This is a genomic window from Gilliamella sp. X-60, assembly GCF_057063585.1.
Genome location: NZ_JBXSQJ010000004.1, coordinates 20,980 through 35,192 on the forward strand (window position 1 = coordinate 20,980; position 14,213 = coordinate 35,192).

Consider the following 14,213-nt stretch of genomic DNA (forward strand, 5'->3'; position numbering starts at 1 on the left):
TTTAACCTGTCATTAGGAGTTCATATGAAAAAAACATTATTGCTAATTTCGCTATTTACTGTTGCTCTAGTTATGTCTGGATGCTATGAATCGAGTAAGATACAAGATACTGATCTTATGCATCACCGTTTCGTATTAATTAATGCAAATGGTCAGGACATCTCTTTAGATGAGCAAGCTGAACTTATATTCAGTGAAAAAATGACTATCACAGGCAAAATGTGTAACCAGTTTTCAGGTCAAGTTATTTTAGATAAAAACCTCATTAAAGGTACAGGTGTTGCAATGACCAAAATGCTTTGTAATGATGATCAATTAAATCAATTAGATCATGTTATTCAACAATTAATTACTGACGGTGCAAAAATCAGTTTAACCAATAATCAATTAACTTTGAAAAACAACAAAAATGAACTCATTTACCAACTTAAAGATTTAATGTAGTTCAAGCTTTTTATTTTTGTGCGCGTTTTAGCAAAAATATATTTATGAATGTTGTTATTGAATTATTTTATAAACAAAAAAATTTATTTAGGATAAAAAACTTTATTTAAAATACTGTTAAGAATATAATAAGGGTAATTTTTAAAGGATTTAACTTATTGATGAAATTATCATACTCTTCAAATGCTTTATGTGATTTTTGTGGCTATTTAAAGCTACATAGAAGCCTTTTAACCAACCCTACCAATGCTCTGCCATTGGTTTTTTTTTGCATAACGTTGATTTATCGAGTTTTTAAATAGAATCAAAACATTAACATTAAATAAATTACAAAGTAGATATTATTATGAAAAAGACTAAAATTGTTTGTACTATCGGACCCAAATCTGAATCAAAAGAGATGTTAGCAAAATTGTTAAACGCAGGCATGAATGTTATGCGTTTAAACTTTTCTCATGGTGATTATGAAGAACATGGCAACCGTATTAAGAACTTACGAGAAGTCATGCAAGAAACTGGATTAAAAGCGGCGATCATGCTAGATACCAAAGGGCCAGAAATCCGCACCATTAAATTAGAAGGTGGTAATGATGTATCACTTATTGCTGGTCAAACATTTACTTTTACAACAGACAAGAATGTTGTTGGAAATAGTGAACGAGTAGCAGTTACATATGATGGCTTTGCGCATGATCTGAAACCAGGTAATCGTGTACTTGTTGATGATGGTTTAATTGCAATGGACGTGATAGAAATCAAAGGTAATGAAGTTATCTGTACGGTTTTAAACAACGGAGAGCTTGGTGAAAATAAAGGTATCAATTTACCGGGCGTTTCAATTAAATTACCAGCACTCGCAGAAAAAGATAAAAACGACCTTATTTTTGGTTGTGAACAAGGGGTTGATTTTATTGCAGCATCATTTATTCGTAAACGTTCTGATGTTGAAGACATTCGCGCTCACTTAAAAGCGCATGGTGGCGAAGATATAAAAATTATCTCTAAAATTGAAAATCAAGAAGGTTTAGATAACTTTGATGAAATTCTTGAGGCTTCAGACGGTATTATGGTTGCACGCGGTGACTTAGGTGTTGAAATTGCCGTTGAAGAAGTTATTTTTGCTCAAAAAATGATGATCAAAAAATGTAATAAAGCCTCTAAACCAGTTATAACCGCAACACAAATGCTCGATTCAATGATCAAAAATCCGCGCCCTACTCGAGCTGAAGCTGGCGATGTGGCAAATGCAATTATTGATGGTACCGATGCTGTTATGCTTTCAGGCGAAAGTGCTAAAGGTAAATATCCACTAGAAACAGTCAATGTCATGGCGACTATCTGTAAACGTACAGATGGTACTATACCTGCTTCTTTAGAACTAACAACTAAAGAAGAAAAATTAAGTATAACCGCGGCTGTTTGTTGTGGTGCTGTGGAAATTGCTGAACGTTTAAATGCACCATTAATCGTTGTTGCAACACGTAGTGGTAAATCCGCTCGAGAGGTTCGTCATTATTTTCCAAGAGCCCGCATTTTAGCGCTTTCATCAAGTCAAAAAACAGTTAATCAATTAGCTGTTACTAAAGGTGTAGAACCAATTTTAATTGATTCAATCAATTCAACTGATGATTTTTATCGTTTAGGTAAAGAGATGGCGGTAAAAGTATGTGGTTTACAACAAGGCGATATTATTGTGATGGTGTCTGGTGCTTTAGTACCAAGTGGAACCACTAACACAACTTCGGTTCACCGTATTTAAATCTTAAATTTTTAATCGATATAAAATAAAAAAGCTAGCTATCTGCTAGCTTTTTTTTTTACTTAAGTTATTCTGTATAGAATCTTTTTACTAAAATTTGAAAAACTATAATGATTGAAGAAAAAGTATATTTACCTAAAGAGCTCAGCTGGTTATCTTTCAATCAGAGGGTTTTACAAGAGGCTGCAGATAAAAGCAATCCGCTTATCGAAAGAGTACGTTTTTTAGGCATATACTCCAGTAATCTTGATGAATTTTATAAAGTCCAGTTTGCTAATTTAAAAAAATATGTGCTTATTGAACAAGAACAAGTGCATTCTTCATCTAATGCTAAAAATCTATTACGACAAGTAAATCAAAAGGTTATTCAATTGGAATTACAGTTTGATCAACTTTATAATGAATTATTGTTAGAAATGGCCAGAAATCAAATCTTTTTGATTAACGAAAGACAACTTTCGGCTTATCAAGAAAATTGGATTAAGAATTATTATAAACAAAATCTGAGGCAATATATTACCCCTATTTTGCTTGATAGCCATACAGAATTGATTCAATTTTTAAAAGATGATCATGCCTATTTGGCTGTAGAAATAGTTTGCGAGGATAATATCAGTTATGCATTACTAGAACTCCCGACTGATAATGTTTCTCGTTTTGTACTGTTACCGTCAGAGGTTTCAACTAAAAATAAGTGCATCATCTTTTTAGACAACATATTACGATATTGTTTATCAGATATTTTTAAAGTGTTTTTTGATGCCAAAGAATTAAATGCGTATTCAATTAATATTAATCGAGATGCAGAATATGAGTTGAATACTGAATTAGATAGTTTACTTGAACTTATGTCTCAAGGTTTAAAACAACGCTTAACAGCACAGCCAGTACGATTTACTTATCAAAAAGATATGCCAAAAGCATTATTTGAATTGTTGATTAATAAGTTACGGTTAACCGAACAAGACGCAATGCCTGGTGGACGCTATCCCAATTTTAAAGATCTTGTTAAATTTCCTGAACTTGGGCAAAAGAATTTATTAAATAAGAAAATACCAAACTTAAGTTACACTCGATTTAAGCAATTTCGAAATTCGTTTGATACAATTAAAGATCGAGATGTTTTACTTTATTACCCCTATTACTCTTTTGGCCATGTTTTAGAAATCATGAGGCAAGCTTCATTTGATCCATCTGTTACGCATATTCGAATGAATATTTACCGAGTAGCCAAAGACTCGCGCTTTATTCACGCTGCAATTAATGCGGCCAATAATGGTAAAAAAGTCACTGTTGTCGTCGAATTACAAGCACGGTTTGACGAAGAAGCAAACATAAAATGGGCCAAACGATTAATTAGCAGTGGTATTAAAGTTATTTATTCACAACCAAAACTCAAGATTCATGCGAAATTGTTTTTGATCGATCGTAAAGAAAACGATGAAATAGTTCGCTATGCCCATATTGGTTCAGGTAACTTTAATGAAAGAACTGCACGCATTTATACAGACTTCTCACTATTAACAGCAGATCCTGCTATTACTGAAGAAGTCAAAAAAGTATTTAATTTTATTGAAAATCCATTTAAACCCGTATCATTTAACCATTTGCTTGTTTCACCACAAAATACACGATTACGATTTTATGAATTTATCGAACGAGAAATAAGTAACGCCAAAGCTGGTAAAGTAGCAGGCATTTATTTAAAACTTAATGCAATAACTGATAAAGATATGATAGATCAATTGTATCGTGCATCTTGTGCTGGGGTAAAAGTTAGAATGGTTGTAAGAGGAACTTGTGTATTAATACCTCAGATTCCGAATTTAAGTGAAAATATTACTGTTACAAGTATTGTTGATCAGTTCTTAGAGCATGCTCGTGTTTATATTTTTGAAAATGATGGGAAAAAAGATACTTATATCTCCTCTGCCGACTGGATGCCTCGTAATATTGATAATCGGATTGAAGTAGGCGTGAAAATCTTCGATCCAATAATAAAGTTAACTATCCACAATATATTTGATATACAATGCAACGATAATGTAAAAGCTCGTATTATTGATAAAGATGCAGCCAACAATTACGTACAAAGAGGTAATAAGAAAAAAATCAGAGCCCAGTATGCCATTTATGATTATTTGAAGCAGTCAGAATCTTTTGAAAAAGGACTCTAACATGAATAGATTTAATGAATATGCGGTAGTTGATCTTGGTTCAAATAGTTTTCATATGGTGATTGCTCGTATCATTAATGGTGTCGTACAGATCATTTATAAAAATAAAATAAATATTCATCTCGCAACAGGGCTTAAAGCCAATAACGAACTCACTGAATCAAGTATTATGCGAGGCGTAGAGTGCCTTGCGCTGTTTGCCGAACGATTAAATGGATTTCCTCCCGAACATATTCGTGTTGTCGCAACACATACTTTAAGGGTGGCCAAAAATAGACATAAATTTTTAATGGCGGCGGCTAAAGTGTTTCCCTTCCCTATTGAAATTATTTCGGGCCAAGAAGAGGCTCGTCTTATTTATTTAGGCACCATGACAGCAGAATCAACATCACCAACCGATACAAAACTTGTGATAGATATCGGTGGTGGATCTACTGAAATTGCGATAGGTAGAGGGAATGATTTAACCCCTTTAATTGTTGCTAGTCGTCCCATGGGATGTGTAACTTATACCAAACAGTTTTTTTATGAACAGACGATTGATGCAGTATCATTTCAACAAGCAAAACTTGCCGCTGCACAGCAAATAGAGAGCATGATCAGTAGACTTAAAAAAATGAATATCACAGCTGCATTTGGTACGTCTGGAACCATTAAGTCTATTTATCATATCTTGTTAGATCTTGGTGTCAGTGATGGCATTATCACTCCTAAAAGGCTCGATGATTTAATTAGTTATGTTTTGGAATTTAAAACCTTTAACGATATTAATTACCCCTCTTTGTCCAAAGAAAGAAAAAAAGTGTTTGTCAGCGGGTTAGCTATATTTAGTGGTATTTTTAGTGCGCTGGGTTTACAGACTTTACAATTTAGCCCATGCGCATTACGAGAGGGGGTATTTTATGAGTTGATTGATAGACCTAATTACCAAGATATTAGAAAAAACACCGCACAATCACTTTCAGAACATTACAACATAGATCAACGCCATGCAAAACAAGTTGTTAAAACTGCAAAATATTTATTTTCACAATGGCAAAAGCAAGCACCGATTACTATTCCCCCCAATCTTGAATCTATTTTATACTGGGCAGCTCAGCTCCATGAGGTAGGTTTAAAGATTAACTTTTCTTCAATTCATAAACATTCAAGTTATATTTTGCAAAATAGTAATCTGCCAGGATTCAATGAAGAACAACAATTACTTTTATCTACCCTTGTTCGCTACCATAGAAAATCGATCAATATTGATGAACTATCTTATTTTAGCCTGTTTGACTACAAACATATAATATCATTAATGCAAATTCTAAGATTGTCTATCCTCATAAATAATCAACGGAATACCGATATTGATTTACAGGCATTTCAATTAAAATTATTAGAAAATAAACTAGCCAAAATCACTTTAGAAATTAATAAAGAATTTGTTGAAAATAATAAACTGATATTACTTGATTTAGCCCAAGAACAAAAATATTGGGAAGTGATTGACGATTGGAAACTATCAATTGTAATTTGCTAGCAATAAAAATTGATATACAGATAAATACCGCCAATCAATGTGGCGGTATATACAATAGTTTGTAAGATAGTTTTTTAATTATTATTGACCAAGGCCAATAACCTTCCACCATAAAATACCGATAGTAAATATAATGAGCAGATTTACAACACTACAAATAAAACCAACTTTCCACCAAGTTTTTACAGGAACAAACCCCTCAGCAAATAATAGTGGATTTCTAGCATTTGCAAACTGTGTTATTGACCCAAAATAATTAGTACAAATGACTAAAGCAAAAATGGCAATCAAAGTTGGTACGCCAAGCGCAATAGCAATCGATAAGAAAACTGGAAATAATGCAGCAATATGCGCGTTTCCACTGGCAAAGAAGTAATGTAAATAAACATAAGCAACACATAAAACGATTATTACAAATATCCAACTGCTTTCACCTAAATGACCTTGCACCGCACTACCTATTGTATCGCCCAGCCATTTTGTTACGCCAAGTTTATTCACTTGGCCCGCCATCATTAATAATGCCGCAAACCAAATTAATGTGTCCCAAGCAGCTTTTTCACCTTTTATATCATCCCAGCTTAATACTCCGGTTAAGATCAATATAGTCAAACCAATAAAGGCTGTAGTCGTTGAATCTATACCAAAGTTTTTACCAAAAATCCAAAATACTAATAATAGCAGTACAGTTCCTCCCATAACAATTTCGTTAATGGTTATTGGTCCCATTTTTGTTAATTCTTCATCAGCTAACTTTGGTGCTTCTGGTGTTTTTTTTAGTTCTGGATTAGTTAAGAAATAAATAACCAGAGGGATCACAATAAATGAAACTAAACATGGCACAATTGCTGCAATAAACCATTGTCCCCAGCCTAATGTAATACCTAGTGATGTTGTAACTAATTTAGCAGCTAATAAGTTTCCAGTAAATGCTGTTAAGAACATTGCAGAGGTGATATCATTCACATGACTAATCGTTAACATTAAAAATGTACCAATGCGATTTCTTGATTCATCTTTTGGGTTAGAGTTAAAATTGATGGCTAAAGCTTCTGCTATTGGATATATGACACCTCCAGCTCGAGCTGTGGTACTTGGAATAGCTGGCGCCAACGCGATATCAGTGACAGATAAACCATAAGCTAATCCCAATGTATTTTTACCCAAAATCTTAACAAGATAATAAGCAATGCGTTTACTTAATCCTGTTTTGATAAAGCCCCTAGCAATCATAAAAGCAATAACAATCAGCCAAATAAGGCTGCTATTTAATTCGCTTAACGAAATTTTTATAGATTCAGCTGCAGTTGTAGCACCAGAAGGTCTTAATACAGCAAAAATCGTGATCGCAAATAGACCAATTGCGCCAATAGGCATTATTTCTGTCACAATACAGGCGATTGTTGCAACAAAAATAATACTGGTTTGCCAACCTTCTTGACTAATACCAGTTGGCGGTGTTACAAACAACCAGAGTATTGTTGAGATTGCCGCAATAATTATGAGTGGAAGCCATTTTACTGGCGGTTTTTTTACTATATTCATAGTATCTTCCTTTTTAATTTAAATAGTATTTAATAAGTTAATATTTAATTTTGTTACACTATGATACCCACTTCATTATTCCATGATTTGCACAAGTTTATTGTCTTGTATAAAAGCATCAAAAGAATTAATATTTTTAACAAATTTCGAGCAAAACATCTCAAATAAAGCATAAAAACTTAAATAAAATCAATGTAAATTCGTTTTTTGATGCCAGCTTTAATTATAATTTGTGCTGATTGTGTATTGAGTATCAAGCTGTTGAAAAATAAAACTATCAGTATTGATTAATGTTATTGTTTTATTTTTTAACAAGAATATAGCTGATAAGTTTTGATGTTTTTGTAAATACTCTCTACTTTTATCAAGTCCCCATCCATAAAAAACAGTTGAATAAATATCGCCTTCCAATGAAGAATCTGAAATTATTGTCACGCTTTCTAATTCATTGTCTAGTGGATAGCCTGTTTTGGGATTAAATATGTGGTGGTAAAGATGACTGTTTTGTATAAAAAAACGCTCATAAATCCCTGATGTTACAACCGACTTGTTTATAACTTTAATAATCCCAGACAGCTTATTTTTAGTTGAAAACGGTTTTCTTAGCCCCACATGCCAATAGCCGTCTTCATTAAGTGAAGATTTACCCAATGTTAATACATTGCCACCTAAATTAATAATACCTTGATACACTTGATATTGTTGTAAAATCAATTTGACGACATCAGCAATATATCCTTTAGCAATTGCACCTAAATCAATTTCCATCCCAGATTTTTTTAAAAATACGGAATGGGTCTTTGCATCCAGTTCAATATTTTTAGGATCAGTTAACAATAATTGTTGTTTTATTAACTTGGTAGATGGTACTTGATAATCTTGGAAGCCTATTTTCCAAAGCTTAACTAATGGACCAATGGCAAAATTAAAGCAACTATTGAAATGTAGGCTGACTTTTTGAGCTTGTTCAATCAAAGAAAACACAGAATGGCTTACTGTAACAGGGTATTGGCCAGCTGCTAAATTAATTGACATAACTTCTGATAACGACCTATTAACTGTTAATTTATCCTCAAGCATTTTTATAGTTTCAAAAACAGCGTATGCAGCGGCTTCATTAGGCTCTAATAGCGTTAATGAAACCGTTGTTCCCATTAAAGTTTGAGTATATTCATAGCTAGGACGTACCATACTAAACAAGCTCAAGTAGTTATAACAAGTTAACTTTTGATATAATCACCAGCATTTTTGCCCGCTTGTATACCAAAAATAATGATATCTGCAACTGCATTACCTCCTATACGGTTTGCTCCATGTACACCACCCACTACCTCACCTGCGGCAAACACACCTTGAATGACATTTTTATTAGTATCTAAGACTTGCGTTTGAATATTGATAGTTACACCGCCCATGGTATGATGAACACCAGGTGCAATTTTTATTGCATAGAAAGGCCCTTTTTCTATCGGGTGACGCATACCCGTTGTTCGTCCAAAATCTTCATCATGTTTAGTTGCTGCAAACTGATTGTATCGTTTTACAGTTTTAGTTAATGTGTTGTCATTAATCGATAACTTTTGAGCTAATTTTTCAATCGTATTTGCTTGGGTAACAAGTTCATTTGCAACATATTCTTCAACTGATCTGTTTTCATCACGTACTTGTTGATCAAATAGGATATAAGCATAGTGTTCCGGTAGTTTGATTATCTCAGCTGATACATTGTCCCGGGTGTCAAGTTCATTAACAAATCGTTGGCCTTCTTGTGATACAAGTATCGCACCCCCACCACGAATAGATTCTGAAATTAAATAAGAAGAAGTTTGTTCAACTGTTGGATGGATTTGAATTTCTCCCATATCAACGGTTCCAGCACCAAGCTTTTCAAGTATCATAATACCAGAGCCGGTGGCACCTTTATGATTTGTGGTGACAAATCCTTTAAGATCAGGGCGATATTTTTCAACCATTGCAGTATTAGCACTAAATCCACCAGTTGCAATAATGACTGCTTTGGTTTTTATCATATGAGTTGAACCGTCTTCTTCTGAAACTTTAACGCCAATAACTTTATGGTTTTCGGTGACAATTTCAGTGACTGCTGTATCAAGCATGACTTCGATACCACGCTTATTGATATTTCTGACTAGTCCACTAATTAAGAAACCACCTACCGCTGCACCACTTTCTGGGCGGTGTGTTCGATCAATACTCATACCGCCAGTTGTTGTAATACCACTTAGTTCAATACCATTATCATCTAACCAATTGATCGCATCTGGTGCATTTTCAACAAAATAATGTAATAACTCTGGATTATTTTTATTTTTTCCACCTATCATCGTTTCTTGATAGAAAAGTTCTTTACTGTCTTTGATACCTTTAAGTTTTTGGAACTTAGTTTCTGCGGCATTCATACCAGCTGAGGCTTTATTGGTATTACCGCCAATGACAGACATTTGCTCAACAATTACTACATTAGCGCCCAGATCATGCACTTGAATAGCAGCCGCTAGCCCGGCCCCACCACTACCCACTACCACTACATCGAAAGATTGGTCATTAGGATCGCCACCTTCGGCAATAATCGCCTCTTTGTTAGATTTTGCCATCGCTTTAGTGACTGCTTTTTTAAAAGCTTCACATTGCGTAGTTGCTCCCGAAATCGTATCAACATGTGGACTATTGGAATCAATAATTCTATTTTTTATAACAGTAAAATTATCTAGGATATCATTATCTAACTCTTTAGCATTCACTAATGCCATATCCTTAATAAAGTCTTTACCTAATTCAACATTAATAAGAAATTCATAAGATTCGTCGTTGACTGTTTCTTGATAATTACCTGGTTTAAATTTTTTAACATTAAGATTAACATCACGAATCAAACTTTCAACCAAAGAAAAACGCCATAAAGGTTCAGGAATATTAAGTTCTTCACGTTTATCACTATTGATAAACAGTTCTAGTTTTTCACCTTTCTTAATACGGCTAATCCAATCAGGATAAGCAATACAAGCTCGTCCAACGGCGACTAAGTCATAACCATTATTGATTGCATCATTAACATCATTTAGGTTAATAACATTACCAACACCCACAACAGGAATTTTTGCTAATGTAGCCGATCGCATAGCTACATATTTTTTAATTAGTGGGGTTGGATCTTGTGTATCAACAATAGATGGCCTAAGTGTCGTTCCCATTGAAAAATGGACATAATCAAGCCCTTTGTCAGCTAATTTTTCAAGTAAATACATGGAATCATCAAAACGAATGCCTGGAACTTCTAGCTCTTCAGGTGAAAAACGATAACCAACAATAAATTCAGATGTTGCATATTGTTTAATCATATTATGGGTGATATCTAAAATAGCAAGCGGGAATCGAGTACGATTATCACGGCTTCCGCCCCATTTATCCTTCCTTTGATTTGAATTAGGAGAATAGAATTGTTGAATTAAATAAGTATTAGCACCATGAATCTCTACCCCGTCAAAACCAGCCTGAATAGCTCGACGCACGGCTTGACCAAACTTATCAATCATTTCATCCACTTCATCAGTAGTCAATTCAATTGGCATAGCAGCATTAGGACGCGGAGCTGCAATTGCACTAGGCCCCACAGGAGATTGTCCACCAATGAGTTTCGGTTCGACCATTCTTCCGCCATGATACACTTGAATAATTGCTTTAGAGCCTTGGTCTTTGATAGCTTGAGCAATTTTAGCTAATCCTTCAATTTTATCGTCACTATCTAAACCAATCGCTCCAGGAAAAGCTAAGCCTTTATTATCGACAAATCCACATTCAACAATAATAGCCCCTATTTCACCAGATCTTACACGATAATATTCGATCAAGTCATGTGTAACAGAACCATCATAAAAACCAGAACATGTTGTCATTGGTGCCATCATTATACGGTTTTTTAATTCAACACCATTGGGTAGCGTTAACGATTTAAAAATATTTTCATTTTGCATTTTTATATACCTAACATTTAATCTTTTTAGTTTTCAATAATGATAACATTACCAATAGTCATTCTCCACTTACATTAATTTCATTAATAGTTGGTGTATCATTTTTTCGACAAAAATTTTTCTTGATTTATTAATTGATTAGAAAATTATCGATATAAATAAAATAAGACTTTACTTATTTTTTATAATTGACTGTGTTTAAAGTGTCTACTGTATAGCTATAAATCTAAAAAATAATATTATAACCTTTTCATTTAGTTACATATTTCTTAAATTTTCATATTGAATTTTAAATTTGATCAGCTACAATGCCTTACAGTTAACAAAAAGAGAATATTAGAATGTTTGGAATACCCATTAACAAATTAAAATCAAAATTGTCTGTTTATTCTCTACTTGCCCTATTTTTAAATCCTCCTTCATGGAGGATTTTTTTTGGTTAAAAAACTGTTTTTTACTATTTCAAATTAATAATCAATTTACTTTAAGACATGCATAATCAGGAGAGAGTATGAAATCTTTAACACCTTTTTATAATCCAAGTATAAGCTACGAAGATAATTATGCTCAAGGACCCTTTGGGCTTTTTGCACAACTCGATAAAGCACAACAAATCCCAACAACAATGTCAAAATTCTTAAATGTTGAGGTCAATTTACCATTCGGTATGCCCGCAGGTCCACTATTAAATGCAAACTATATTAAAGCTGCTTTTGCTTATGGATTTGACTTATGTGTATATAAAACGGTCAGAACTAAGCTACATAAATGCCATCCTTTACCTAATGTTTTATCTGTTCATCCTAAAGATAAATTATCATGCAATCTAGATACAGTATTAGCTGATACCAATTATAATCAGCCATTATCAATTACCAACTCATTTGGCGTGCCTTCATTTTCACCTGATATTTGGCAACCCGATATGGCTAACGCTGTAAAATCGGCTGGCAATGGACAATGTGTTATAGGTAGTTTTCAAGGAACACAAGGTAATGGAGAAATAGAAAAAGATTATGCTTTAGCGGCAAAATTAGTTAAAGAAACCAATGCACCTATTCTTGAAGCTAATCTAAGTTGTCCAAACGAAGGAGCAAGCAAACTACTTTGCTTTGATGTAGATAAAGTTGAACGAATAGTCAATGCTATTAAAACTGCTGTGCCTGATCGTCCACTTATTTTAAAACTAGCGTATTTTCCTGATAATGAAAAGATTATTTCTTTATTAACTCGTGTCGGATCTATCATTGATGGTTTAAGCGCCATCAACACATTATCGGCTAAACCCGTTGATGCTAAAGGTCACCCGGCCTTAGGTGAGAATAGAAAAGAAGGTGGAATTTGTGGTGACGCAATTCGTTGGGCTGGCTTAGATATGGTGAGTCGTTTAGCTAAATATCGTAAACAGATGGATCTAAAATTTGCTATAGTGGGCGTCGGTGGAGTTGGTTCTAGTGAACATTATCATCAATTTATAAAAAGTGGTGCTGATGCTGTTATGAGTGCAACGGGTGCTATGTGGAACCCCCTCCTTGCGATAGAAATCAAGAAAAGCCTTTTGAATAAGAATGAATAGTTGAAAAAAACATAAAACGTTACAGGGTAATCTTCCCTGTAATTCTATTTTCAACAATAAATTTATACAATCTTGCTTTATTTATTTTTACTGGTAATAAATAGACTAAATATATTTAGATAAGATTTAATGAATTGGCGGAACGGACGGGGCTCGAACCCGCGACCCCCTGCGTGACAGGCAGGTATTCTAACCAACTGAACTACCGCTCCGCTTTTATTTGATAGTTTTAATGTTAGAACATTAAATCGGGTGTGATGTTAAAGATTTTTTTTATTATCGTCAATAAAATTTTAAAAATTACCGTTTAATTGACCATAAAGCAATCATTTGTTCAAATTCCATAATGCTCCACCACTTTTTTTATCAATTTTTTTTAAAACTGATTCATGTTCAGAAAGCTCATATTCAGTTGCTTTGATTACTTTTAAAGGCGTGCCGTTACGTTCTACTCTTTTTATTATATTATTTTCCGATGAAGATGAGTTATTATCCTCTGCATTAAAAGATAAGGTCGTTTGCCCCCCCGTCATCGCTAAATACACTTCAGCTAAAATCTCGGCATCTAATAACGCGCCGTGCAGGGTTCTGTGAGAGTTATCAATTTGATAGCGCTCACATAATACATCTAGGTTATTACGTTTACCAGGAAATAAGCGCCTTGCCATAGCTAAGGTATCAGTAACAATACAATGATCAGCAGTTTTAAAATCCAACCCACAAAGGCGAAATTCATAATCCATAAAGCCTACATCAAACGAAGCATTGTGGATAATTAATTCAGCGCCATCGATAAATTTGATAAAATCATGCGCTATATTTTTAAAAATCGGCTTATCTTTAACAAAATCGTCACTTATGCCATGCACTTTAAATGCATCTTCATCAATTAAGCGTTCTGGATTAATGTAAACATGAAAATGGTTACCCGTTAAACGGCGATTAATGACTTCAACAGCACCAATTTCAATAATCTTATGTCCTTCATAGTGATTATTACCTTCTTGGTTCATACCAGTTGTTTCAGTATCTAATACAATTTGTCGCGTAGAATGATTTATCACTTGCTTCTCTTTTTATATCAATGATTGGGAAAAAACATTTTTAGTGGTATAGTTTAGCACCAAAAAACTTTAATGTTGATACTTTCATAAATGAAGATAATCGTCAATTTGCTAAAGTTATAGAATAACAG

Annotated in this window: 9 protein-coding genes and 1 tRNA gene; 5 read left to right on the forward strand and 5 right to left on the reverse strand. The window is 33.7% G+C overall.

Translation table 11 applies throughout. The features are described 5' to 3' along the window. The first annotated feature begins 24 nt into the window (after positions 1–24). From ACYIAM_RS03250 to ACYIAM_RS03265, 4 genes are all read left to right on the forward strand, one after another. The gene (locus ACYIAM_RS03250) at positions 25–444 is read left to right on the forward strand and encodes an META domain-containing protein (protein WP_483747223.1); all 420 of its coding nucleotides are present in this window, start codon (positions 25–27) and stop codon (positions 442–444) included. Between the two features lie 346 nt (positions 445–790). After that, positions 791–2,203, forward strand: coding sequence for a pyruvate kinase PykF (gene pykF / locus ACYIAM_RS03255; RefSeq protein WP_483747224.1), 1,413 nt, complete (start codon positions 791–793; stop codon positions 2,201–2,203). 110 nt (positions 2,204–2,313) lie between these two features. Next, complete coding sequence (gene ppk1 / locus ACYIAM_RS03260; RefSeq protein ID WP_483747225.1) at positions 2,314–4,380, forward strand: polyphosphate kinase 1; 2,067 nt, start codon at positions 2,314–2,316, stop codon at positions 4,378–4,380. 1 nt (position 4,381) lies between these two features. Then, entirely contained in the window at positions 4,382–5,905 is a 1,524-nt protein-coding gene (locus ACYIAM_RS03265) for a Ppx/GppA phosphatase family protein (RefSeq protein WP_483747226.1), read from the forward strand. An 81-nt stretch (positions 5,906–5,986) separates the two neighbouring features. Here ACYIAM_RS03265 and ACYIAM_RS03270 read toward each other — a convergent pair whose 3' ends face one another. The 3 genes from ACYIAM_RS03270 to ACYIAM_RS03280 all read right to left on the reverse strand — a co-directional run bounded on the left by ACYIAM_RS03270 (position 5,987) and on the right by ACYIAM_RS03280 (position 11,442). Then, positions 5,987–7,450, reverse strand: coding sequence for a DASS family sodium-coupled anion symporter (locus tag ACYIAM_RS03270; protein WP_483747227.1), 1,464 nt, complete (start codon positions 7,448–7,450; stop codon positions 5,987–5,989). Between the two features lie 219 nt (positions 7,451–7,669). After that, positions 7,670–8,641, reverse strand: coding sequence for an FAD:protein FMN transferase (locus tag ACYIAM_RS03275; RefSeq protein ID WP_483747228.1), 972 nt, complete (start codon positions 8,639–8,641; stop codon positions 7,670–7,672). Positions 8,642–8,670: 29 nt separating this feature from the next. Beyond that, positions 8,671–11,442, reverse strand: coding sequence for a flavocytochrome c (locus ACYIAM_RS03280; RefSeq protein ID WP_483747229.1), 2,772 nt, complete (start codon positions 11,440–11,442; stop codon positions 8,671–8,673). A gap of 511 nt (positions 11,443–11,953) precedes the next feature. Here ACYIAM_RS03280 and ACYIAM_RS03285 point away from each other — a divergent pair. Continuing rightward, positions 11,954–13,018, forward strand: coding sequence for a dihydroorotate oxidase (locus ACYIAM_RS03285; protein ID WP_483747230.1), 1,065 nt, complete (start codon positions 11,954–11,956; stop codon positions 13,016–13,018). A gap of 135 nt (positions 13,019–13,153) precedes the next feature. On the opposite strand, the gene ACYIAM_RS03290 is transcribed toward ACYIAM_RS03285, so the two are convergent. Together ACYIAM_RS03290 and dnaQ are read right to left on the reverse strand one after the other, a co-directional pair. Next, a tRNA-Asp gene (locus tag ACYIAM_RS03290) sits at positions 13,154–13,230 on the reverse strand. A gap of 114 nt (positions 13,231–13,344) precedes the next feature. Continuing rightward, positions 13,345–14,082, reverse strand: a complete 738-nt coding sequence (dnaQ, locus tag ACYIAM_RS03295) for a DNA polymerase III subunit epsilon (protein WP_483747231.1) — start codon at positions 14,080–14,082, stop codon at positions 13,345–13,347. Between the last annotated feature and the right edge of the window lie 131 nt (positions 14,083–14,213).

Coding starts and splice junctions, on each gene's coding strand:
- ACYIAM_RS03250 (WP_483747223.1), top strand. CDS start 25: ATGAAAAAAACATTATTGCTAATTTCGCTATTTACTGTTGCTCTAGTT.
- pykF (WP_483747224.1), top strand. CDS start 791: ATGAAAAAGACTAAAATTGTTTGTACTATCGGACCCAAATCTGAATCA.
- ppk1 (WP_483747225.1), top strand. CDS start 2,314: ATGATTGAAGAAAAAGTATATTTACCTAAAGAGCTCAGCTGGTTATCT.
- ACYIAM_RS03265 (WP_483747226.1), top strand. CDS start 4,382: ATGAATAGATTTAATGAATATGCGGTAGTTGATCTTGGTTCAAATAGT.
- ACYIAM_RS03270 (WP_483747227.1), bottom strand. CDS start 7,450: ATGAATATAGTAAAAAAACCGCCAGTAAAATGGCTTCCACTCATAATT.
- ACYIAM_RS03275 (WP_483747228.1), bottom strand. CDS start 8,641: ATGGTACGTCCTAGCTATGAATATACTCAAACTTTAATGGGAACAACG.
- ACYIAM_RS03280 (WP_483747229.1), bottom strand. CDS start 11,442: ATGCAAAATGAAAATATTTTTAAATCGTTAACGCTACCCAATGGTGTT.
- ACYIAM_RS03285 (WP_483747230.1), top strand. CDS start 11,954: ATGAAATCTTTAACACCTTTTTATAATCCAAGTATAAGCTACGAAGAT.